At 67.4% G+C, this 22,996-nt stretch carries 21 protein-coding genes; 13 read left to right on the top strand and 8 right to left on the bottom strand.

The genetic code is table 11. From position 1 onward, the window contains the following. Window positions 1-75 precede the first annotated feature (75 nt). Complete coding sequence (locus tag AC1DEM_RS08065) at window positions 76-1,293, bottom strand: sensor histidine kinase (RefSeq protein ID WP_476883980.1); 1,218 nt, start codon at window positions 1,291-1,293, stop codon at window positions 76-78. A 224-nt stretch (window positions 1,294-1,517) separates the two neighbouring features. On the opposite strand from AC1DEM_RS08065, the gene AC1DEM_RS08060 reads away from it, so the two are divergent. Further along, window positions 1,518-1,898 (top strand): DUF485 domain-containing protein, encoded by a 381-nt coding sequence (locus AC1DEM_RS08060; protein WP_476883979.1) that lies wholly within the window; start codon window positions 1,518-1,520, stop codon window positions 1,896-1,898. Then, a complete protein-coding gene (locus AC1DEM_RS08055) occupies window positions 1,895-3,511 on the top strand; it encodes a solute symporter family protein (RefSeq protein WP_476883978.1) in 1,617 nt (538 codons plus the stop codon). The genes AC1DEM_RS08060 and AC1DEM_RS08055 overlap by 4 nt, the downstream gene beginning before the upstream one ends. 127 nt (window positions 3,512-3,638) lie before the next feature. Here AC1DEM_RS08055 and AC1DEM_RS08050 read toward each other — a convergent pair whose 3' ends face one another. The 4 genes from AC1DEM_RS08050 to AC1DEM_RS08035 form a co-directional block, all read right to left on the bottom strand. Next, window positions 3,639-4,430, bottom strand: coding sequence for a hypothetical protein (locus tag AC1DEM_RS08050; RefSeq protein ID WP_476883977.1), 792 nt, complete (start codon window positions 4,428-4,430; stop codon window positions 3,639-3,641). 81 nt (window positions 4,431-4,511) lie between these two features. Further along, window positions 4,512-4,922 carry a DUF4383 domain-containing protein gene (locus tag AC1DEM_RS08045; RefSeq protein ID WP_476883976.1) on the bottom strand — a complete coding sequence of 137 codons (411 nt, stop codon included), beginning with the start codon at window positions 4,920-4,922 and terminating at the stop codon, window positions 4,512-4,514. Between the two features lie 132 nt (window positions 4,923-5,054). Then, on the bottom strand, window positions 5,055-5,810 hold the full coding sequence (locus tag AC1DEM_RS08040; RefSeq protein WP_476883975.1) for a hypothetical protein: 756 nt from the start codon (window positions 5,808-5,810) through the stop codon (window positions 5,055-5,057). A 151-nt stretch (window positions 5,811-5,961) separates the two neighbouring features. Further along, window positions 5,962-6,435: an Lrp/AsnC family transcriptional regulator gene (locus AC1DEM_RS08035; protein ID WP_277526072.1), complete on the bottom strand. Its 474-nt coding sequence runs from the start codon at window positions 6,433-6,435 to the stop codon at window positions 5,962-5,964. A 195-nt stretch (window positions 6,436-6,630) separates the two neighbouring features. On the opposite strand from AC1DEM_RS08035, the gene pdhA reads away from it, so the two are divergent. The 3 genes from pdhA to AC1DEM_RS08020 are packed head-to-tail and all read left to right on the top strand — an operon-like array spanning window position 6,631 to window position 10,216. Continuing rightward, on the top strand, window positions 6,631-7,809 hold the full coding sequence (gene pdhA, locus AC1DEM_RS08030; RefSeq protein ID WP_476883974.1) for a pyruvate dehydrogenase (acetyl-transferring) E1 component subunit alpha: 1,179 nt from the start codon (window positions 6,631-6,633) through the stop codon (window positions 7,807-7,809). Continuing rightward, entirely contained in the window at window positions 7,809-8,819 is a 1,011-nt protein-coding gene (locus tag AC1DEM_RS08025; RefSeq protein ID WP_476883973.1) for an alpha-ketoacid dehydrogenase subunit beta, read from the top strand. The genes pdhA and AC1DEM_RS08025 overlap by 1 nt, the downstream gene beginning before the upstream one ends. Beyond that, window positions 8,816-10,216, top strand: coding sequence for a dihydrolipoamide acetyltransferase family protein (locus tag AC1DEM_RS08020; RefSeq protein WP_476883972.1), 1,401 nt, complete (start codon window positions 8,816-8,818; stop codon window positions 10,214-10,216). The genes AC1DEM_RS08025 and AC1DEM_RS08020 overlap by 4 nt, the downstream gene beginning before the upstream one ends. A 254-nt stretch (window positions 10,217-10,470) precedes the next feature. On the opposite strand, the gene AC1DEM_RS08015 is transcribed toward AC1DEM_RS08020, so the two are convergent. Next, a complete protein-coding gene (locus AC1DEM_RS08015) occupies window positions 10,471-11,139 on the bottom strand; it encodes an SACE_7040 family transcriptional regulator (RefSeq protein WP_476883971.1) in 669 nt (222 codons plus the stop codon). 149 nt (window positions 11,140-11,288) lie between these two features. On the opposite strand from AC1DEM_RS08015, the gene AC1DEM_RS08010 reads away from it, so the two are divergent. From AC1DEM_RS08010 to AC1DEM_RS07980, 7 genes are all read left to right on the top strand, one after another. Continuing rightward, the gene (locus tag AC1DEM_RS08010; RefSeq protein ID WP_476883970.1) at window positions 11,289-12,896 is read left to right on the top strand and encodes a carboxyl transferase domain-containing protein; all 1,608 of its coding nucleotides are present in this window, start codon (window positions 11,289-11,291) and stop codon (window positions 12,894-12,896) included. Window positions 12,897-12,915: 19 nt separating this feature from the next. Further along, on the top strand, window positions 12,916-15,102 hold the full coding sequence (locus AC1DEM_RS08005; RefSeq protein ID WP_476883969.1) for an acetyl/propionyl/methylcrotonyl-CoA carboxylase subunit alpha: 2,187 nt from the start codon (window positions 12,916-12,918) through the stop codon (window positions 15,100-15,102). A gap of 91 nt (window positions 15,103-15,193) precedes the next feature. Then, complete coding sequence (locus tag AC1DEM_RS08000) at window positions 15,194-16,357, top strand: acyl-CoA dehydrogenase family protein (protein WP_476883968.1); 1,164 nt, start codon at window positions 15,194-15,196, stop codon at window positions 16,355-16,357. A gap of 19 nt (window positions 16,358-16,376) precedes the next feature. Further along, complete coding sequence (locus tag AC1DEM_RS07995) at window positions 16,377-17,177, top strand: CoA transferase subunit A (RefSeq protein ID WP_476883967.1); 801 nt, start codon at window positions 16,377-16,379, stop codon at window positions 17,175-17,177. 2 nt (window positions 17,178-17,179) lie between these two features. Further along, complete coding sequence (locus tag AC1DEM_RS07990) at window positions 17,180-17,941, top strand: CoA transferase subunit B (protein ID WP_476883966.1); 762 nt, start codon at window positions 17,180-17,182, stop codon at window positions 17,939-17,941. Further along, entirely contained in the window at window positions 17,938-18,498 is a 561-nt protein-coding gene (locus AC1DEM_RS07985; RefSeq protein ID WP_476883965.1) for a MaoC family dehydratase, read from the top strand. Before AC1DEM_RS07990 ends, AC1DEM_RS07985 begins: the two co-directional genes overlap by 4 nt. Beyond that, complete coding sequence (locus AC1DEM_RS07980) at window positions 18,495-19,337, top strand: HpcH/HpaI aldolase/citrate lyase family protein (protein ID WP_476883964.1); 843 nt, start codon at window positions 18,495-18,497, stop codon at window positions 19,335-19,337. Before AC1DEM_RS07985 ends, AC1DEM_RS07980 begins: the two co-directional genes overlap by 4 nt. 65 nt (window positions 19,338-19,402) lie before the next feature. Here the strand turns inward: AC1DEM_RS07980 and AC1DEM_RS07975 are convergent, their stop codons facing one another. Both AC1DEM_RS07975 and AC1DEM_RS07970 read right to left on the bottom strand, forming a co-directional pair. Then, on the bottom strand, window positions 19,403-20,140 hold the full coding sequence (locus AC1DEM_RS07975) for a response regulator (RefSeq protein WP_476883963.1): 738 nt from the start codon (window positions 20,138-20,140) through the stop codon (window positions 19,403-19,405). After that, window positions 20,137-21,762 (bottom strand): ATP-binding protein, encoded by a 1,626-nt coding sequence (locus tag AC1DEM_RS07970; RefSeq protein WP_476883962.1) that lies wholly within the window; start codon window positions 21,760-21,762, stop codon window positions 20,137-20,139. The genes AC1DEM_RS07975 and AC1DEM_RS07970 overlap by 4 nt, the downstream gene beginning before the upstream one ends. A gap of 172 nt (window positions 21,763-21,934) precedes the next feature. Here AC1DEM_RS07970 and AC1DEM_RS07965 point away from each other — a divergent pair, with 172 nt between their 5' ends. Further along, on the top strand, window positions 21,935-22,996 hold the full coding sequence (locus AC1DEM_RS07965) for a Bug family tripartite tricarboxylate transporter substrate binding protein (protein ID WP_476883961.1): 1,062 nt from the start codon (window positions 21,935-21,937) through the stop codon (window positions 22,994-22,996).

The following is a 22,996-nucleotide window of genomic DNA, read 5'->3' as shown; positions in this document are numbered from 1 at the left end:
CTGCCGCAGGCGTTTTGGCCGGGCCAGGTCGTCAGGCATGCGCAGCGGGCGGGGTCACGGCGGTTCCGGCCCGGATCAGGCGTCGTGCCGGGGCTGGGACTTGGGGACGCGCATCGTGATCAGGGTGCCTTCGCCCGGTGCCGTATCGATCACGAGGCCGTTGTCGTCACCGTATACCTGCCGCAGGCGGGCGTCGACATTGCGCAGCCCCACGTGATCGCCGTCGCTGTGCCCGGCCAGGACGGAGCGCAGCTGGTCCGGGTCCATGCCCACGCCGTCGTCCTCGATGGTCATCTCGGCGAAAGCGCCGGAGTCGTCCGCCGTGATGGAGATGTGGCCCGGTCCCTCCTTGGCCTCCAGCCCGTGCCGGACCGCGTTTTCCACCAGCGGCTGCAGGCTCAGGAAGGGGATCACCGTGCTGAGGACCTCCGGAGCGATCCGCAGGCTGACCTGCACGCGGTCCCCGAACCGGGCCCGTTCCAGGAGCAGGTACCGGTCGATGCAACGCAGTTCCTCGGCCAGGGTGGTGAAATCGCCGTGGCGGCGGAAGGAGTAGCGGGTGAAGTCGGCGAACTCCACAACGAGCTCGCGTGCCCGGACTGGGTCCGTGTTGATGAAGGAGGCGATCGCGTTGAGCGAGTTGTAAATGAAGTGCGGGCTGATCTGGGCGCGGAGGGCCCGGACCTCCGCCTCCATCAACAATGTGCGGGAGGCGTCGAGTTCGGCGAGCTCCACCTGGGTGGCCACCCAGTCCGCCACCTCGCCGGTGGCCCGGACCAGCCCGGCGCCGGCGGCCGGCGCGAAGGCCGCGACCACGCCGACCACGCGGGCACCGGCCTTGATCGGCGCGATCACGACGGCGCGCTCCACCTCGGGAGCCAGCCTCCGCCCGCCGTCGCCGGTGCCAAGCAGCTGGAGTTCGCCCGCCGGAATCACGGCGAGGTGGCCGCCGTCGAGCACTTTGGCCGCGAGCCCCATCAGGGCGGGCTTGAGTTCCTCGCCGGCGCCGTCCCACGCGAGCACGCCGGTGGTGTCGGTGATGGCCAGGGCGTCGCAGCCCAGGAGGCTGCGCAACTGCTTGCTGGCCTTGGCCGCGCCTGCCGGGTTAAGGCCTGTCCGCAGGTACTGGCCGGCACGGGAGGCGGCATGCAGCGTCTTGTAGGTGGCCCGTTCCACGTCGGTGCCGAGGTCCCGGAAGGAGCGGAGGACCTTGAGCCCCACGGCGACGACGGCCGCGATCGCCAAGGCAATCACCGCGATGGCGGCGGCGGTGAGCAAGGGAGAGTCCGGCATGGTGCCAGCCTACCGGCCGTGCGGGCGGGCACCTTTCGACGTCGTGAGGCACCGTTTGGCGCAGGGTGGGGGCCGCTGGGCGACGCGGGTGGCGCGGGTTCTGGAACGCATGGGTGTCACGGTACAGAGTGATTGCAGTCACATTGGCCGGATGGGTTGTATGCGGAGTCCCGCGAGACCACGGCAGCCGGTGTGGGCTCACCAGTCTCAATGAGGAGGAACCGATGGGTCACGACGCCCAAGAAACGGACGCAGCGGCGGCCGTGGACTTCAAGGAAGTCCAGTCGACGGAGCAGTTCAAGGAACTGCGCAAACGTCACCGCAGCTTTGTCTTCCCGATGTCCATTGCATTTCTGCTCTGGTACTTCGCGTACGTCCTGCTGGCCGACTATGCGGTGGAATTCATGTCCACGAAGGTCTGGGGCAACATCAACGTCGGCCTGCTCCTGGGCCTGCTGCAGTTCGTCTCCACGTTCGCCATCACTGGCTGGTACGTCAGCTACTGCAACCGCAGGCTCGACCCCATTGCCTCCGAAATCCGCCACGGAATCGAAGGGCACGAATTCGACAAACACGGCAACCCGGTAGGCGGAGCAACAAAATGACACTCATGGTCCCCGCGGTCAATGTCGCCGCCCTCAAAGACACCACCCTGCTGAACATGGGCATCTTCGCCCTGTTCGTGGCGGTCACCATGGTGATCGTCTTCCGCGCCAGCCGCAACAACAAGACAGCGGCCGATTACTACGCCGCCGGGCGCTCCTTCACGGGTTCGCAGAACGGTACGGCGATCGCGGGCGATTACCTCTCCGCGGCCTCCTTCCTGGGCATCACCGGTGCGATCGCCATCAACGGCTACGACGGCTTCATGTACTCCATCGGCTTCCTCGTCGCCTGGCTCGTGGCCCTGCTGCTCGTGGCAGAACTGCTCCGCAACACGGGCAAGTTCACCATGGCCGATGTCCTGTCCTTCCGGCTCAAGCAGCGCCCCGTGCGCATCGCGGCCGCCATCTCCACCCTGGCCGTCTGCTTCTTCTACCTGCTGGCGCAGATGGCCGGTGCCGGCAGCCTCATCTCCCTGCTGCTGGGCATCAGCGACTGGGGCGGGCAGGCCCTGGTGATCATCGTCGTCGGCGTCCTGATGATCATGTACGTCCTGATCGGCGGCATGAAGGGCACCACCTGGGTCCAGATCATCAAGGCCATGCTGCTGATTGCCGGCGCCGCAGTCATGACCTTCTGGGTCCTGGCGATCTACGGCTTCAACCTCTCGGATCTGCTCGGCGGTGCCGCGGAAACCGCGAAGAACCCGGGCGTCCTGAACCCGGGCCTGCAGTACGGCAAGTCCGATACCTCCAAGCTCGACTTCATGTCCCTGGGCCTGGCGCTGGTGCTCGGCACCGCGGCCCTGCCGCACGTGCTGATGCGCTTCTACACAGTGCCCACGGCCAAGGATGCCCGCAAGTCGGTGGTGTGGTCCATCTGGCTGATCGGCATCTTCTATCTCTTCACGCTGGTGCTCGGCTACGGCGCCGCGGCACTCGTCGGCGCGGACACCATCAAGTCCGCCCCGGGCGGCGTCAACTCGGCCGCACCGCTGCTCGCCTTCCACCTCGGAGGGCCGTTGCTGCTCGGCTTCATCTCCGCGGTGGCCTTCGCCACGATCCTTGCCGTGGTGGCCGGCCTCACCATCACTGCCGCGGCGTCCTTCGCGCACGATATCTACGCCAACGTGTTGGCCAAGGGGAAGGCCGACGCCGGCACTGAGGTCAAGGTTGCCCGCCGCACCGTGGTGGTGATCGGCCTGCTGGCCATCGCCGGCGGCATCTTCGCCAACGGACAAAACGTCGCGTTCCTCGTTGCGCTCGCCTTCGCCGTTGCGGCTTCCGCCAACCTTCCGACCATCCTCTACTCGCTCTTCTGGCGCCGGTTCACCACCCAGGGAGCGCTCTGGAGCATGTACGGCGGATTGTCCGCGGCCATCATCCTGATTGCGCTGTCCCCGGTGGTGTCTGGGGCCAAGACATCGATGATCCCCGGCGCCAACTTCGCTGTTTTCCCGCTGAGCAACCCGGGTATCGTCTCCATCCCGCTCGCGTTCTTCCTGGGCTGGCTCGGCACCGTGCTGGACAAGCGGAAGGAAGACGTCACGAAGCAGGCCGAAATGGAGGTCCGCTCCCTGACCGGGGTGGGTGCCGAGAAGGCCACCAGCCACTAGGTCCGCCTGCCAACGGCAGGAGCTCCCGTGCAGCAGCACGGGAGCTCCTCTGTTTTGGGTTGAGGGGTTTTGGGTTGAGGGGTTTTTGGGTTGAGGCTCGCGCCCCTAACTAGTGGCCGGAATGCTACTAGTGGCCGTGGTGTTGGCCGCCCGGGGCGGGGATCCCGTGGCTGCCGTGGGGCACTGCGAACTGGCCTGCCGAGGAGGCCGCCAGGCCCGGCGTGGCCACGGCAGCCACCATAACCGCAAAGCCAAAAGCTGCCAGCAGAAGCCGCCCGGGCCGGAGCCCGGCCATGTCCTCGCCCGCTGACCGAACCGGACTCCCGCGGTGGCCCTGTCGGCGCAGCCAGCCCGCGGCCGCCACGATCATAAGGGTCAACAGCAGTGCGGCAAGATGGCTGATCACCAGTGATCCGCTGTTCATCGACTGGGAACTCAGTGATGACTCGAGCGATTGTCCATTTAGCGATTGCCCATTCAGCGATTGTCCGGCGGCTACAGCGAAGGCATGCACCAAGGCTGCGGTCGCGAGCAGGGCCATGGATCCTGCGGCCCACGGCAGACGCCCCCGGCGGAGTGTCAGGACCGCGCCTGCAAGAATGGCGCACCCCCAGATCCCCGCAGCTGCTCCCGCCACCACGGACGGGCCGTCGACCGGCGGGGGGCCCGCGGCCGCGGTCGGTGCCAGCAGCATGCTGGCCGCGATGCCCAGGTTCACCGCGCCGGCACCGAAACCGGCGAAGCCCGCGAACAAACTGACAGCTGCTGCTCGGGTGGCGCCGCCGGCCGGAACGGTCCGGGCCGCATCCTGCACCGGGCCCTGTTCAGGGTTTTGGTCCAGCTGTGCGCCTGGCTGAGGAAGCTGTTCCAGCAGTGGTTTGTTGTTCAGAGGCTTGTTGTCCAGGGGAGCCGAACTCATCTCGACCGTCCTTCGTCTGGTGTGGGAGCGACGCCACCGGCGTCTGGATTAGCAGCAGATCGGGAGTGCCTTCGGTGTGCCTTAGACGCGGGCCCGGGCCGGAACCGCTGCCTTGTCCATGGACAGCCCGACGCCCAGCAGCAGCACGGCGCTGGCAAGGTGCAGTACGTTGTCCGGACCGTTGAGGGCGATGATGTTCAGCGGCGAGCTGAGCAGGAAGAGCCCGACGATGCCCACGAGAAGATACACGGCCCCTACCGCGGTGTTGATGGTCTTGGCCATGGTGACACCTTGCAGGCCGGCATAGAGCAAGGCGGCGCCAATGGCGAGGTGGATGACGTTGTGCAGCGGATTGACCTCAAAGATGATCAGGTTGGCGCCCTCGGTCGCGGCGAAGCCGACGCCGGAGGTGACCACAAAGCCTAGGAGGCCAACCAGCAGGTAGACGGCACCGAAAATGGTGGCGATCAGTCGGTTGGGTGATGTGCGCATTGGTCTGAATCCTTATCGATCGGGCCGACATGATGATCGGCCGGGAGCGGGGTCCCGGGCGGGACTCCCTGAAGGCGATTCGGACCATGCGCGGGAATGGATGGGTGGCGGCCGCGCGGGAGTTTTCCGAGGTCAGCGCTGCGGCCGCAGCCGGATATTGACCATCTTGAGCTCGTCGCGGCCCTCGAAACGGTAGGCCAACTCCACGTGCTTGGTATCGCAGTCGATGGAACCCGCGACCTCGGCCGCGTTGGAGCCGTTGTCTGTGCTGACGTTGAGGCTGGAATAGTTTGGCTTACAGCTGGCGTCCAGCTCCAGGCTCTGCACCCCGGCCGCGAACTCCTCCCGGGAGATCTTCTCCATGAGGGCCGGATCCAGGTACTTCTCGTAGGCGCCGTTGACGTCGCCGGCGATGATCTGCTTGGTGAACTCGTCCGCGAGGCCCCGCGCCTGGTTGGTGGCTCCGCCCACCACGTTGAGGAGGATGACGACGCCCGCTGCTACCAGCAGCAGCACACCGCCGACGATCCCGAGGACAATCCACAGTGCCTTGCGGCTCTTCTTGGGCGGCGGTGGCTGGCTGCCGTAGTACGGCGGTGGCTGGCTGCCGTAGTACGGCGGCGCGCCGTTTCCGGGAGGTGGGTAGTTGGGCAGCGGGTAGTTGGGTGCGCCGTTGCCGGGTGCGGAGGACGGATTCGGGTCTGGCGGCGGGTAATTGGGCGAGGGGTAGTTGGGTGGTGCGCCATTCCCGCCCGGGCCTGGCGCGGCCGGCCCGGGAGGGGCGGCATAGTACGGAACGGGCGGCTGACCGGGGGGCGGATGGCCGGCGGCAGGCTCATGCCCTGGCAGCGGTGGTACCGGGCGGTGCGGTTCCTCGGGACTGCTCACGGTTCAAGCCTCTCCGGCAGTCCAGACAGCCACTGCCTGTTGTACAGGGCCGCGTGCGCGGACCCAAGGACTCAAGGGGGACCCAACGGACACAGCCTAGCGCCGCGGCCTCCCTGCGCACAGATCTCCCAGCGCACGGATGAGGAGCAGATCAGTTGTCGGCGGATCCGCGTTCCAGCAGGGGCTGAATCCGGAACGGGATCAGCTCACCCATCGCCAGGGCCGTATCGGTCCGGTCCACGCCGTCGCAGGCCAGGATCTTGCCATTGATCCGGAAGAGGTCCTCGGCGTCGAGCGCCACCACCCGCAGGAGCAGATCGGCCGAGCCCGTCAGGCCGTAGCCCTCCAGGATTTCCGGAATCCCGGCGAGCTCGACGGCCAGGGTGCCGAGTTTCTGCTGCTGGACGTGGACGGAGATGAAAGCCATCAGCGGGTACCCCAGGGACACCGGATTGATGCGCCGCTCGAAGGAGAGGAACACGTGCTTTTTCTCCAACTGGGCCATCCTGGCCTGCACCGTATTGCGCGAGAGTCCCAGCTTCTGGGCGAGGGCCACCACGGTCCGCCGGGGGTCCCGTGACATGGCCGAAAGCAGGCGGGTGTCAGTGCCATCCAAGGGTTGCATAATGCGCAAGATTAGCACGGTCTCGGGTCGTCAGACAGTGCATAATGCTCAACATTTTTACTGGTGGTTGTACCCGATGAGCATTGTGAGTAGGGTCACAAATATCCGGGGCGACGGCGCCCGGGCGGCTGGCGCGCCGCGGGACCACAAGTCCTGCGAGTTCCGGTCAGACGACGTCAGAAGGTGCGGACTACAGTGTTTACCGACGACGCGGGCAAGGGCGGTATTTCCGCCGGGGGCCCCGGGAACAGTGAAAATTCAACGAGGCGGACGGGCGGCGATCTCGTCCAGCTCATCACTCCGGCGGGTGAGCGCATCAGCCATCCGGAGTTCGATTCCTGGCTTCAGGACGTCAGCGACGAGCAGCTTTGCTCCCTGTACGAGGACATGGTGGTCATCCGCCGGATCGACGCCGAAGCCACTGCCCTCCAGCGGCAGGGCGAACTGGCACTCTGGCCGCCGCTACTCGGCCAGGAAGCATCCCAGATCGGCTCGGCCCGCGCACTGCGCGAGGACGACTTTGTCTTCCCGAGCTACCGCGACAACGGCGTGGCCTACTGCCGGGGCGTGAAACCGGAGGACCTGGTCCGTGCCTGGCGGGGCAACGCCTCCGCCGGCTGGGATCCGTTCACCGTCAACGTTGCGACCCAACAGATCATCATCGGTGCGCAGAGCCTGCACGCCACGGGCTATGCCATGGGCATCCAGAACGACGGCGCCGACGCCGTCGCCGTGGCCTACTTCGGCGACGGCGCGACAAGCGAAGGCGATGTCAACGAAGCCATGGTCTTCGCCGCGAGCTTCCAGGCGCCGGTGGTCTTCTTCTGCCAGAACAACCACTGGGCCATCTCGGAGCCCGTCCGGCTGCAGTCCCACATCCAGCTGGCGGACCGCGCCTCAGGCTTCGGCATCCCCAGCATGAGGGTCGATGGCAACGATGTCCTCGCCGTCATGGCGGCCACTCGCATCGCCCTGGACCGCGCCCGGCACGGCGGCGGACCCACCTTTATCGAGGCCGTGACGTACCGGATGGGCCCGCACACGACGGCGGATGACCCCACCCGCTACCGGGACGCCAACGAGCTCGAGGACTGGGCCGCCAAGGACCCGATCTCCCGGGTGAAATCGCTGCTGGACCGCAAGGGGCTGCTGACCGCGGACCTTGAAGCCGCCGTCGCCGCGAAAGCCGACGCCGTGGCCAAGGAACTCAGGGCCGGCACCATCAACATGCCCGAGCCGCAGCCGCTGGATATCTTCAAGCACGTTTACAGCACGCCCAACTCCTGGCTGGACCGCCAGCAGGAGCACTATTCCCGCTACCTGGCTTCCTTCGGCGATCCCGCAGAAGCCGCTTCTGAAGAAGGTGCACGCTGATGACGCAGATGACCTTTGCCCGAGCCATCAATTCGGGCCTGCGCAAGTCCCTCGAAAACGATCCCAAGGTGGTCCTGATGGGGGAGGACATCGGCGCCCTCGGCGGCGTCTTCCGTGTCACCGACGGGCTGCAGAAGGACTTCGGGAAGCACCGCGTCGTGGACACCCCGCTCGCCGAATCCGGCATCATGGGCACCGCCGTCGGCCTGGCGTACCGCGGCTACCGCCCGGTGGTGGAGATCCAGTTCGACGGCTTCATCTACCCGGCGTTCGACCAGATCGTCAGCCAGGTCGCCAAGATGCATTACCGCACCCAGGGCGCCGTCAAGATGCCCATCACCATCCGCGTCCCGTTCGGCGGCGGCATCGGCTCTCCGGAGCACCACTCGGAATCTCCCGAGGCCTACTTCACCCACACCTCGGGATTGCGCGTGGTCAGCGTGTCGAACCCCCAGGACGCCTACACCATGATCCAGCAGGCCATCGCCTCTGATGATCCAGTCCTGTACTTCGAGCCCAAGCGGCGCTATCACGACAAGGGCGAGGTGGACGAGACCGTCGACCTGAGCACTGCGCTGTCCATGGAAAAGGCCCGCGTGGTCACCGAGGGCAACGACGTCACCCTTGTAGCCTACGGTCCGCTGGTCAAGACTGCCCGCGACGCCGCACTGGCGGCCGCGGACGAAGGCGTCTCGGTCGAGGTCATCGATCTCCGCTCCCTCGCACCGCTGGACTTCGTCACCCTTGAGGCGTCTGTCCGCAAGACCGGGCGGCTGGTCATCACCCACGAGGCCGGCCAGTCCGGCGGCCTCGGCGCCGAGGTTGCCGCCAGCATCGCCGAACGCTGCTTCTACCACCTCGAAGCCGCCCCGGTCCGCGTGACCGGCTTCGACGTTCCGTACCCTTACTCCAAGCTGGAAATGCACCACCTGCCGGGCCTCGACAGGATTCTCGACGGCGTCGACCGTGCCATGGGCCGCCCCAACTCCCTCAGCGGGCTGGAAGGATGAGCGCCACCATGATCAAGGAATTCAGGCTGCCGGACCTCGGCGAAGGACTGACGGAATCGGAGATCGTCGCCTGGAAGGTCGCGGTAGGGGACACCGTCACCCTCAACCAGATCATCGCCGAGGTGGAGACTGCCAAGGCAGTGGTCGAGTTGCCCTCGCCGTTCGCCGGCGTGGTCGCGGCCCTGCACGAACAGCCCGGCACCGTGGTGGAGGTCGGCAAGCCGATCGTCTCCTTCGAGATCGCGGACGACGGCTCAGGCGGTTCCGCGGCTGACACAGGAGCCGCCAAGCGCGAGCCGAACCTCGTAGGCTACGGCGCTGTCCTCGAAGCCTCCGGCCGGCCCGCCCGCCGCGCCCGCACTTTCGCGGCCCCTGCGGCGGCTTCCCAGCCCGCCCCCGTCGCTCCCGTCCGCGCCGAGCCGGTGGCACCGGTCCGCGCAGCTGGGCCGATTGAATCGAAGCCTGTCGAGACCATGCCGTCCGCGTCGGGGGAGCGCCCGCGGTCCACGCCGCCGGTGCGCAAGCTGGCCAAGGATCTCGGCGTCGACCTCGAGGCCGTGACCGGCACGGGGGAGCACGGGCTCATCAGCCGAGACGATGTCCTGAACTTCGTCGGCGGCGGAAACCAGACGGCAGCAGTGCAGGAAGTCGCCGGCGCGCCGGCGCCCGCCACCGGGCGCGTCGCGGCCGGCGGTGAGCGGGAGACCCGCACGCCGATCAAGGGCGTGCGGAAATTCACGGCCGCCGCCATGGTGGCCAGCGCCTTCACCGCCCCGCATGTCACCGAGTTCCTGACGGTCGACGTCACGCCCACAATGGAGCTTCTGGCACGGCTCAAGGCCAGCCGCGCGTTCGCCGGCTACAAGCTCACGCCGCTGACGCTGGTCTCTAAGGCGGTGCTGATCGCGCTGCGCAACCACCCGACGCTCAACGCCCGGTGGGACGAGGCCAACCAGGAGATCGTCCAGTTCAACTACGTGAATCTGGGCATCGCGGCCGCGACGCCGCGCGGGCTGACGGTTCCGAACATCAAGGACGCGGACCGGATGTCCCTCATGGAAATCTCCTCCGCCCTGACGGAACTGACGGACACGGCCCGGGCCGGGAAGACAGGCCCCGAGGCGCTCTCCGGGGGCACGATCTCCATCACGAACATCGGCGTCTTCGGCATTGACGCCGGCACGCCCATCCTGAATCCGGGCGAGGCAGCCATCCTGGCCCTCGGCGCGGTCCGGAAGATACCGTGGGAGTACCAGGACGAGGTCGCACTGCGCCAGGTCATGACGCTGAGCCTCTCGTTCGACCACCGCCTGGTCGACGGCGAGCAGGGCTCGCGCTTCCTCCAGGACCTCGGCGCCATGCTGGCCGACCCGGGTATGGTCCTCGCGATGGTCTAGGCACGCGGGTTAGCGCGCCGCAGGCCAAACAAAAGCTGCCGGCTGCTCCTTTTTTGGGGGTGGCCGGCAGCTTTCTTTTGTGCAGGGAATGTCCTGGGCCAGGTTCTTTTGCGCGGGTTTGCCGCCCGGGGGCACTTTGGGTGCAATAGTCGACGGCGGCGGCCGAGCTGGCGGCGTGTCCGCGGCAAAGTGCCCCCGGGAGTCGCCCGGACAGCGGGGAGTGCCCCGGGAGTGCGCCCGGGCCGGGCGGGGCGTTAGAGTCCGGGCCGGGTGGCCGGTGCCATGAGCGCGGCCATAGCCATGCTCTCCAGCAGCGGCCTGGCGCGGCGGACGCCGATCCGGCGCCCGTGGCTGCGCACCGAGTGCGGGGTGGAGTTGATCAGGCCGAAGGTGGCATGCGCCCGCATCCGCAGCTCGGCGGCCTCCGTGCCCTCGTGCAGCCCGGCCAGTACGTCCACCCAGAGCTCAACGTAGCTGCGCTGGAGCGTGCGGACCTCGGCCTGGTCCTCGCCGGCCAGGTTGCTGAAGTCCTGGTCCTGGACCCGGATGACGTCCGGATTGGTCAGGGCAAAGTCGACGTGGAAGGCCACCAGGCCGCCCAGAGCCGCCAGGTCGCTGTCGGCATCGGTCACCACCTTGCGGCCGCCGTCGAGCAGGTCTTTACTGACGCTGAGCAGCAGCGCGCCAAGGACAGCCTGCTTCCCGGCAAAGTGGCGGTAGACCGCGGGCCCGCTGACACCGGCCGCGGCCCCCAGATCCTCCAGGGACACGCGGTTGAAGCCCTCGAGGGCGAAGAGCGCGGCGGCGGCGGACAAGAGGGCCTGCCGCCTGTTCGCCTTGGCCTGGCTGCGCTGTGTTGACGTTGCTTGTGTAGAGGCTGCCTGGGCTGACGGAAGCTGGGCGGTCTGGCTGGGCTCGGTCACCGGCGCATCCCCTCGTTGCAAATGGTCCCTGTGTTGGACATCACAGTTAATAGAGACTAACCTAAATCTCAGTTATGCGGTACTAACCGAAATAGCCGGGCGGCCTGAGTTGCCGGTACGGCGCGCAGGTCAGGGAACGGAAGCAGTCAATGGAGACAATCGCCAGCCGGGTGGATGCGACGAGCACAGCCTATGCCGCGAACCGGGAGGCCCAGCTGGGGCTGGCCGGCGAGTTGAGGGAACGGCTCGCCACCGCAGCGCTGGGCGGGCCGGCCAAGTCCCGGGAACGCCACGTGGCCCGCGGCAAGCTTCTGCCGCGCGAGCGCATTGACCGTCTGCTCGATGACGGCAGCCCCTTCCTGGAGATCGCCCCGCTGGCGGCGGACGGCATGTACGACGGCGACTCGCCCGGTGCCGGCGTCATCGCCGGGATCGGCCTGGTGCACGGCCGGCAGGTGCTGGTCATTTCCAACGACGCCACGGTCAAGGGCGGCACCTACTATCCGATGACGGTGAAGAAGCATCTGCGCGCGCAGGAAATCGCCTTGGAGAACCGGCTGCCCTGCATCTACCTCGTGGACTCCGGCGGCGCGTTCCTGCCCAAACAGGACGAGGTCTTCCCGGACAAGGAACACTTCGGCCGGATCTTCTTCAACCAGGCGAAGATGTCGGCGGCGAAGATCCCGCAGATCGCCTCCGTCATGGGCTCCTGCACTGCCGGCGGCGCCTATGTCCCCGCGATGAGCGACGAGACCGTGATTGTCCGCAACCAGGGCACCATCTTCCTGGGCGGCCCGCCGCTGGTGAAGGCCGCGATCGGCGAGATCGTCACGGCGGAGGAACTCGGCGGCGGCGACGTGCACTCGAAGATCTCCGGGGTCACGGACCACCTGGCCGAGAACGACGAGCATGCCCTCCAGATCGTCCGGGACATCGTGGCCACGTTGCCGCGGCCCACCGCGCCCGTCTGGGACGTGGACACCGCCGTCGAGCCCGTTGCCGACCCGGACGAGCTCTACGGTGCCGTTCCCACGGACGTCAACGCCCAGTACGACGTGCATGAGGTCATCGCCCGGCTGGTGGACGGCAGCAAGTTCCACGAGTTCAAGAGGAACTACGGCACCACCTTGGTCACAGGCTTCGCGAAGGTGCACGGCCACCCGGTGGGCATCGTGGCCAACAATGGCGTGCTGTTCAGCGAGTCCTCGCTCAAGGGCGCGCACTTCATCGAACTCTGCGATCAGCGCGGCATCCCGCTGATCTTCCTGCAGAACCTGTCCGGCTTCATGGTCGGCAAGGACTACGAGCAGGGCGGCATCGCCAAGAACGGCGCCAAGATGGTCATGGCCGTCGCCACCGCCAGGGTCCCCAAGCTCACGGTGGTGATCGGCGGGTCCTTCGGGGCCGGCAACTACTCGATGTGCGGACGGGCCTATTCGCCGCGGTTCCTGTGGATGTGGCCGGCGTCGCGGATCTCCGTGATGGGCGGCAACCAGGCCTCCAGCGTGCTGGCCACCGTGAAACGGGACCAGTACGATGCCCGCGGCGAGGAATGGTCCGCCGCGGACGAGGAAGCGTTCAAAGCCCCGATTAAGGCCCAGTACGAGGACCAGGGCAGCCCCTACTACTCCACCGCGCGCCTGTGGGATGACGGCGTGATCGACCCCGCGGACACCCGCACCGTCCTGGGACTCGCGCTCGACGTCGTCTCCCGCACCCCACTGCCGGAGACCTCCTTCGGCCTGTTCCGGATGTGAGCAAGCTGTGACTATTTCCTTGACGACTGCACCGTCAGCACCCCCGAAGCCCCTCTTCGGCACCGTGCTCGTCGCCAACCGCGGCGAGATCGCCTGCCGCGTCATCCGGACCCTGCGCGCCCTCGGCATCCGTTCAGTCGCCGTCTATTCCGACGCCGACGCCGGCGCCCGGCACGTGCGGGAGGCCGACGTCGCGGTCCGGATCGGCCCGGCCGCCGCCGCCGAGAGCTATCTGAAGATCGAGGCCATCCTGAAGGCCTGCCGCGACACCGGCGCCGAGGCCGTGCACCCCGGCTACGGCTTCCTGAGCGAGAACGTCGACTTCGCCCGCGCACTGGCCGACGCCGGGATCACGTTCATCGGCCCCGGCGTCGAATCCCTGAACGTCATGGGCGACAAAATCCGCTCCAAAAACCACGTCACCGGCTACGGCGTCCCCGTAGTCCCGGGCATCGCCGAACCCGGCATGAGCGACGCACAGCTCATCGAGGCCGCTGCCGGCGTCGGCTTCCCGCTGCTGATCAAGCCCTCCGCCGGCGGCGGCGGAAAGGGCATGCACATCGTGGAACGGCCCGAGGACCTGGAAGCCACCCTGGCCACCGCCCGCCGCGTCGCCGCGAGTGCCTTCGGCGATGACACCCTGTTCCTGGAACGGCTGGTACTCACCCCGCGGCACATCGAGGTCCAGGTCCTCGCCGACAACCACGGCAACGTCATCCATCTGGGGGAGCGCGAGTGCTCCCTGCAGCGCCGCCACCAGAAGGTCATCGAGGAGGCGCCGTCCCCATTGCTGGAATCCCTGCCCGACGGCGCGGAAATCCGGGCCCGCCTGGGCGAAGCCGCCTGCAACGCCGCCCGCAGCGTCAACTACTCCGGCGCCGGCACGGTGGAATTCCTGGTCTCGGACAACGCACCGGACGAGTTCTTCTTCATGGAGATGAACACCCGGCTGCAGGTTGAGCACCCCGTCACCGAGATGGTCACCGGAATCGACCTCGTCGAATGGCAGGTCCGCATCGCCGCCGGCGAGGAACTCACCGTCCGCCAGGACGACGTCGTCCTCACCGGCCACTCTGTGGAAGCCCGGGTGTACGCGGAAGTCCCGGAGAAGAACTTCCTGCCCTCCACGGGCACTGTCCTGATGCTGGACGAACTGGGCGGCGACGCAGCGGGCGACGCCGATGGCAGGGTCCGGGTCGATTCGGCCCTGCTGGAGGACCTGGAGATCTCCTCCAGCTATGACCCGATGATTTCCAAGGTCATCGCGTGGGGCCAGGACCGCACCGAGGCCCTCGATACCCTGGACCGGGCGCTCGCCGGTTACACGGCACTGGGCATCGACACCAACGTCGAGTACTTGCGGCTGCTGATCAACGACGCCGACGTCCGGGCCGGGCGCCTCGACACCGGCCTGATCGAGCGGAAGATGCCGGAGTTCTCCTTCCGGCATCCGGGCGACGTCGAGGTCGCCGCCGCTGCCGCGTACGCCGCCGCCACGCAGGAGCACGATGCACAGGCCGCCGGGAAAGGCCCGTGGGACCTCCGCGACGGTTGGCGACTTGGTGCACGTGCCCCGCGCCGGATCAGCCTTGGCACGCCCGACGGCGGTGTCGCCACGGTTGAGGTGTCCGGTTCTGTAGTGCAGGGCACCGCGGCTGTGAGCGTCGACGGCGGGCCGCAGCGGACCGCAGCACTTCGCTTCCCGACACGCAACCACGCAGAGTTGACCCTCGACGGCGAAGCCCGGGTGTACTCGCTCGTGGCCCTGTCCCAGGGGCGTGTCCGCCCAGGTCTGGAGAACTCGGTGCCCACCGAAATCTTCCTCGGCAACGAGGGCTGGTCATGCCGCCTGGAGGTGCTCAGCCGGGAAGCCCGGCTCGCCCGGGTGCTGGCGGCGATCGAACGCGAGGAAGGCGCTGCCGACCCGGCCGTGCGCTCGCCGATGCCCGGCACCGTGGTGTCCGTGGCCGTCAGCAACGGCGACACCGTGGAGGCCGGCCAGGTCCTGCTCTCCGTGGAGGCGATGAAGATGGAGCACCAGCTCGTGGCGCCCCTCGACGGAACCGTCCACATCAGCGTCGGGTCAGGCGACCTCGTCAAGGCAGACCAGGTGCTGGCGACCATCCACCCGTCTGTCCCGGCCGCACCTTCGAAGGCCGAGGACACGATCGAGGAAGCCGTCATCGCGATGGGCGCGGCCGAATGACCGCACCGTACTGACGCACGCGGACAACCACCCGCAGCCAACACCCCTTTCAACAGACCACAGAAGTACCTCAGACACAGGAGTCACCCCCATGGCAGATTTTGAACTCAGCGAGGACTACCAGGACCTCAGCAACACCGTCCGCGAATTCGCCGACGAAGTGGTGGCCCCGGTCTCCGCCAAGCACGACGAGGAACACAGCTTCCCCTACGAAATCGTCTCCCAGATGGCGGACATGGGCTTGTTCGGCCTGCCGTTCCCGGAAGAGTTCGGCGGCATGGGCGGGGACTACTTCGCCCTGGCCCTTGCCCTGGAACAGCTTGGCCGGGTGGACCAGTCCGTCGCCATCACCCTGGAGGCCGGCGTCTCCCTCGGTGCCATGCCGATCCACCGCTTCGGCAACGCCGCCCAAAAGGAGGAATGGCTGCCGCTGCTGGCCTCCGGCAAGGCGCTCGCCGGCTTCGGCCTGACCGAGCCGGAAGCCGGCTCGGATGCCGGTGGCACCAAGACCACCGCCAAGCTCGGCGGCGGGGAGTGGGTCATCAACGGCAACAAGGAGTTCATCACCAACTCCGGCACCGACATCACCAAGCTCGTCACCGTCACCGCGGTGACCGGGCAGGAGGAACGCTCGGACGGCAGCATCAAGAAGGAAATCTCCACCATCCTGGTGCCCACCAACACCCCGGGATTCACCGCCGAGAAGGCTTACAACAAGGTCGGCTGGAACGCCTCGGACACGCACCCGCTGACGCTCAACAACGTCCACGTCCCCGAGGCAAACCTGCTGGGCACCCAGGGCCGCGGCTACGCCAACTTCCTCTCCATCCTGGACGAGGGCCGGATCGCGATCGCTGCCCTGGCCGTCGGCGCGGCCCAGGGCTGCGTGGACCTGTCGGTGAAATACGCCAAGGAACGCAGCGCATTCGGGCAGAACATCGGCAAGTACCAGGCCATCGCGTTCAAGATTGCCCGGATGGAGGCACGCGCCCACACGGCCCGCCTGGCCTACTACGACGCGGCCGCCCGGATGCTTGCCGGCAAGCCGTTCAAGACGCAGGCGGCGATCGCTAAGATGGTCGCAGGCGAGGCAGCCATGGACAACGCGCGGGACGCCACCCAGGTGTTCGGCGGCTATGGCTTCATCAACGAATTCACCGTGGCGCGCCACTACCGCGACTCGAAAATCCTTGAAGTCGGCGAGGGCACCACGGAGGTCCAGCTGATGCTGATCGCCCGCGAACTGGGACTGTAGCCGGCCGGAAGGATCACTGATGATCAACAAAGTTGTTGCCAGCGCCGCCGAGGCAGTCGCGGACATCCACGACGGCGCCTCCCTCGCCGTCGGCGGTTTCGGGCTGTGCGGCATCCCCGTGACCCTGATCGAGGCCCTGCACGAGCGCGGTGCCACGGACTTGGAAACCGTCAGCAACAACTGTGGCGTTGACGACTGGGGCCTCGGAATCCTGCTCAAGGATGGCCGGATCCGGCGCACCATCAGCTCCTATGTGGGGGAGAACAAGGAGTTCGCCCGGCAATACCTCGCCGGCGAACTGGAGGTGGTCCTCACCCCGCAGGGCACGCTGGCCGAAAAGCTGCGCGCCGGCGGCGCCGGCATACCCGCCTTCTACACGCCGGCCGGCGTCGGTACCCAGGTGTCCGACGGCGGCCTGCCGCAGAAGTACGATCGCGACGGCAACGTCTCGATCGCCTCCGCGCCCAAGGAAGTCCGCAGCTTCCACGGCGCCGACTACGTGCTGGAGGAATCGCTCACGCCCGACTTCGGCCTCGTGCATGCCTGGAAGGGAGACCGCCACGGCAACCTCGTCTTCCACGCCACCGCCATGAATTTCAACCCGCTGTGCGCCATGGCCGGGAAGATCACGATTGCCGAGGTCGAGGAACTCGTGGAGCCGGGGGAGTTGGACCCGGAGCACGTCCACGTCCCGGGAATCTTTGTCCAGCGCGTGGTGCTGGCCCCGCAGGGGGAGAAACGCATTGAGAAGCGGACGGTTGCGGTGACCACTGGCGCCTCCGGCGGACCAAAACTGGCACCAGAGCAGGCAGGAGCATAGCCGTGGAAACGAACAAAGCCCAAGAGGCCCCGCCCCGTCCTGAGGCCGTGCGGCACGAGTATCGGCGCTCCGCCGTCGAACACCCCGCCGGTGTCGAGAGCAAAGGCTGGACCCGCAACGAACTCGCCGCCCGGGTGGCGCAGGAACTGCACAACGGCGAGTACGTCAACCTCGGCATCGGCATGCCGACGCTGATCCCCAACTACATTCCGGCCGGCGTCGAGGTGGTGCTGCATTCGGAGAACGGCATCCTGGGCGTCGGGCCCTACCCGGCCGAGGACGAGATCGATCCGGACCTGATCAATGCCGGCAAGGAAACCGTCACGGTCAACAAGGGTGCTGCGTTCTTCGATTCCGCCGCTTCTTTCGGCATGATCCGGGGCGGTCACGTCGATGTGGCCGTGCTCGGTGCCATGGAGGTCGCCGCCAACGGCGACCTCGCCAACTGGATGATCCCCGGCAAGATGGTCAAGGGCATGGGCGGCGCGATGGACCTTGTGTTCGGGGCCAAGAAGGTAATCGTGATGATGGATCACGTGGACCGCAGCGGCAGGCCGAAAATCGTCGAAACCTGCACCCTGCCGCTGACCGGCAAGGGCTGCGTGGACCGGATCATCACCGACCTCGCCGTGATCGATGTCGTGACCGACGCCGGGCCGCCCCGGCTGGTGCTGCGCGAACTGGCGCCCAACGTGTCCGTGGAGGACGTCGTGGCGGCCACCGGCGCCGAACTCTTTGAGGAAGACCAGGAACTGACCGTATGAGTGACGCAGACCGATCCACTCCGAGCCCCGTACCCGGCACCCCCCGGGTGATCGAGCAGCGCGGCCTCTACTTCGATGAGCTGGAGGAAGGCGTGCTCTACGCCCACCGGCCGGGCCGGACCGTGACGGAGACGGACAACGTCTTGTTCACCACCATGACCATGAACACCCAGGCCCTGCACCTCGACGCGGCCTGGAGCGCCGGGCAGCCCTTCGGCCAGCGGCTGATGAATTCGATGTTCACCCTGGCCACCGTGGTGGGCCAGTCCGTGCCGCAGCTGACCCAGGGCACCATCATCGCCCAGCTGGGCCTGACGGATGTGTCCTTTCCGCACCCGCTCTACCACGGGGACACCCTGTACACGGAGACGGTGGTCACCGGGAAACGGCTGTCCGCATCCCGCCCCGGCCAGGGCATCGTGACCATGCAGCACACCGGGCGGAACCAGCACGGGGACGTGGTGGCGCTCGCCGCCCGCAGCTGCCTGATGTGGACACGCGAGGCACACGCCGCGGCCGAGCTGGAAGCCGCGCAAAAGGGGACAATAGAGACATGAGTTTCTTGATGGGTCCTGCCCTGCTGTTCTGCCCCGCCGACCGCCCCGAACGGTACCAGAAAGCCGCCGAGCGCTCCGATACCGTGATCGTGGACCTCGAGGACGCCGTCGCCCCCGCAGACAAACAGCGGGCCCGCGGCGCCATCCTCGCCCAACTCGGTGCTACAGGCGACGTCCCGGAATTGGATCCGAGCCGCACGATCATCCGGGTCAACCCGGCCGGCACGGACGAGTTCGAAAAGGACCTGCACTGCCTCAAGCACACCCCCTACCGGCACGTCATGCTGGCCAAGGCGGAGAGCGCCGCCCAGCTGAAGGAGCTCGCAGGCTACAGCGTGATTGCCCTTTGCGAGACGGCCGCCGGCGTCCTCAACGCCGCCGCCATCGCCGCCGAACCCAATGTGGTGGCCCTGATGTGGGGTGCGGAGGACCTGCTGGCGTCGCTCGGCGGAACCTCCAGCAGGACGGAAACCGGCGGCTATCGGGCCGTCGCGCTGCACGCCCGCTCCAGCGTGCTGCTGGCCGCCGGCGCCTTCGGCAAGGACGCGATCGACGCCGTCTACGTCAACATCCCCGATCTGGCCGGGCTGGCCCTCGAGTCCCGTGATGCCGTGGCGTCCGGATTCTCGTCCAAAGCCTGCATCCACCCGGACCAGGTGGCCGTGGTCCGGGAAGCCTACGCCCCAACGGAGGCCGACGTCTCAGCCGCCGCCGAGTTGCTCGACGCCGCTTCCGCCGCCGGGACGGGTGTGTTCGCGTTCAAGGGCAAGATGGTCGACGGACCCATCCTCAAGCATGCCGCGTCCACCCTGCGCCGCGCGGGCCACGTAGGGTCCTAGTGGTTCCTAGGCGCCTGTCCTGACCGGCGCCTGTCCTGACCGGCGCCTGCCCTGACCGGCACGGCTCAGCGGCGCCAGAGGTAGCGGTTCTCCGGCCGTCCCGCCGCCCCGTAGCGGGGCGTCAGCCGGGCATGGCCATGAATCACGAGGTACTCGAGGTAACGGCGGGCACTGACCCGGGACAGGCCCAGCTGCAGCGCCAAACCGGCAGCGGAGACGTCCTCCGGGCTGGCCTTCAGCGCCTCGATGACCGCGTCCAGGGTGGGCCGGGAGAGTCCCTTGGGCAGCCGCAGGACAGGCCGGCCCGGCGGTTCCGGCCAGGCAGTCTGTCCCGCCGGGGTTTCCGCCACCGCGGACCGGCGCGAGGGAGCCACCAGGCGGTCGATGCTTGCCTGGTCCAGCGGTCCGGCCGCGCCGGCGGCGAGTTCCTCCCGCAGCATGACGTACTCGTCCAGCCGGTCGATCAGGGCCTGCGAGGAGAAGGGCTTGACCAGGTAGTGCAGCACTCCACCGGCCATCGCGCCCCGGACAGTGTCAATCTCCCGGGACGCGGTTATCACCAGGACATCCACCGGCCGCCGGCGCCCGCGCAGCCTCTGCAGGACGTCCAGGCCGGACATGTCCGGCAGGTGAATGTCCAGCAACACCAGCTCCGGCCCCAGCTCCGCGGCCAGGTCAAGGCCCTGCTGCCCGGTGTGGGCCATGGCCACGACGTCGAAACCGCCGCGCGCCAGCAGGAACCCGTGATGGATCCCGGCCACTGCTACGTCATCGTCAATGATGAGGGTGCGTATGGCGCTCATTGCTTCTGAAGTTCCGCCTCTTTTGTCTTGTCCACTGCCGTCTTGAGCACCACCGTCTTGAGCACCGCCGTCTTGAATATCACAGTGAAGCAGGCTCCGCCCAATGCCGATGAGGAGACCGCCGCGCAGCCTCCGCGGCGGAGGGCAACCCGCTGGACCAGGGCCAGCCCAAACCCGCGGCTGTTGATTCCCTCGGCCTCCTTGCTGGTGACGCCGGGCTCGAACACTTTAGCGCGTTCCGGCACCGGGACGCCGGGCCCGTCATCCTCCACCACGATGGTCCGTCCGCCGTCGGCGCTCTCGCCCAGCCGGATGGCCACAGTGCTGTCATAGCCGGCAGCGTCCACAGCGTTGTCGATCAGGTTGCCCAGGACCGTGATGACGTCGCCCGAGTCATCGGCGGAGCATAAGGAATCCGGGCTGACGATGATCTCGATGCCGCGCTCGGCGCAGACTGTGGACTTGGCGATCAGCAGGGCCTGGACCCCGTGATCGGTGATTCCGGGCGCGATCGGCCGGTTCGCAAAGACGGCGTCGTTGTGGCTGCGGCCCAGGTATTCGATGGCCTTGTCCTGCTTTCCGAGCTCCAGCAGCCCGGAAATGACGTGCAGTTTGTTGGCGAATTCGTGTGCCTGGGCGCGGAGGGCCTGCGTCACGTCCACAGCGCCGTCGCGGTCCCGCAGGACGGTGTGAAGTTCCGTGCGGTCCCGCAGGATCAGCACCTTGCCGACTTCGCGGCCGTCGACCGTGGCCGCATTGACCTTGCCCAGCAGGATCCGCTCGCCCGAGAGCACCAGTTCCTCCGTGGCGGACCCGGCCGAAAGCAGGCGGAGGACCGCCGGTTCCAGGCTCGCCGCGGCGGGCGTCCCCGTGATGTCCCCTGCGAGCGCGAGCAGGCGCCGGGCCTCGTCATTGACCAGCGCGATCCTGCCGTCGGTGTCCACCGCCACAAGCCCTTCGCCCAGGCCGTGGAGCATGGCGTCGCGCGTTTCCAGCAGGGCCGCGATGTCCTCGGGCTCGAGCTTGTAGATCCGCCGCCAGACCAGTTTCGAGACGTACATCGCGCCCAGGGAACTCAGCAGCGCCGCCCCGAGCAGCCAGCCGAACAGCTGCGGCATGTCCTCGTGGAGGTCGGCGGCCAGGGTGCTCTCCAGCACTCCCACGGATGCGGAGCCGATCACCGTGCCGGCCGCATCGAAGATGGGAACCTTCACCCGCCAGGACTCACCCAGCGTCCCCGTCTGTGTGCCCACGTAAATCTCGCCGGACAGGGGCACGGAGGGATCGGTGGAGACCGGCCGGCCGATTTCCGCCGGATTGGGGTGCGACTGCCGGACCCCGTGCCGGTCTGTCACCACCACATAGGTGACATTGGAGGCCTGCCGGATCACTTCCGCGATCGGCTGGATGGTCTGGGCTGGTGACGGCGTTCCGAACGCGTTGATGACGGAGGGCAGCTGGGCAACACTTTCGGCCACGCCGATCAGGCGGCCCTTGTACGCGTCCCGGAGCTGCTGTTCCTGCATCCGGATGGTCACGGCCCCCACGGCCGTGAGGACAGCCAGAACGATGCCCAGCTGCAATGCGACCAGCTGGAACCGTAGGGGAATCCTGTGAAACATGTCACAAGTTTCGCATTGGGAGCGCCGCCCGCCCGCCAATAAGACGCCCGCGGCCGTGACCAATATGACCACTACTACCTCTACGGCCAAATTCTGTTGCCCTTCGCCGGGCGATCCTAGGGTCAGTGACGTGATTCCAATGATGTGCATCACATTCGCTCAAGGAGAAACCATGTCTGTCCTGCTTCCATTCACGCAGTCCCCGTTCACGCGGTCCACTTTCATGCGGCCCGCCCACACCCGCCGCGCCGCCCTCATCGCCGGTGCCGCCGGCGTCGTCCTGGCCATGTCCGCCTGCGCAGGAAGCGGAACCGGCGCGGCTGCCGGCTCGTCCGCGGGCGCCGACTCGATCAAGAAGCTCAGCATCATCGTCCCGGCCAACCCGGGCGGCGGCTGGGACCAGACCGGTCGCGCCATGCAGCAGGACCTGCAGACCAACAAGCTCGTCACCTCCGCCCAGGTCACCAACATCGGCGGCGGCGGCGGGACCAACGGCCTTGCCAAGCTGGCCACCGAGAAGGACGTCAACACCCTCATGGTGATGGGCTACGTCATGGTGGGCGCAGTCGAGACCAACGGTGCCAAGACCCGGCTCGAAGACACCACCCCGATCGCGCGGCTCACCGAAGAGCCGCTGGTCCTCGTGGTGCCGGCGGAGTCGAAGTACCAGACCGTCGCCGACCTCGTGGCGGACATCAAGGCCAACGGCAAGGGCGTGGCCATCACCGGTGGCTCGGCAGGCGGGGCGGACCACATCCTGGCCGGTCAGATCCTGAAATCCCAGGGCGTGGAGGCGGACAAGCTGAACTACATCGGCTACTCCGGCGGCGGCGAATCCATCGCGGCGCTGCTCGGCAACAAGGTCCAGGCCGGCATCTCCGGCGTGGGCGAGTACGCCGAACAGGTCAAGGCCGGCAAGGTCCGGGCGCTCGCCGTCTCCGGAAAAGCCGAGGCCCCTGCGCTCCCCGGCGTCAAGCCGCTCAAGGACCAGGGGATCGACGTCGTGCTGACCAACTGGCGCGGCGTGGTGGCCCCCGGCTCCATCGACGACGCCCAGCGCGCGAAGCTGACCGAGGTGGTCACCAAGCTGCACGCGTCCGAGGCCTGGAAGTCCACCCTGTCCAAGAACAACTGGGACGACGCCTTCCTGGCCGGCGACGGCTTCAAGACCTTCCTGACCGAGGACATCGCCAAGGTCAAGACCACGCTGACCCAGATCGGCCTGGTCAAGTAA

Source organism: Arthrobacter sp. 05T420 (genome assembly GCF_056396305.1).
This window is presented reverse-complemented; position numbering and strand designations above follow the sequence as displayed.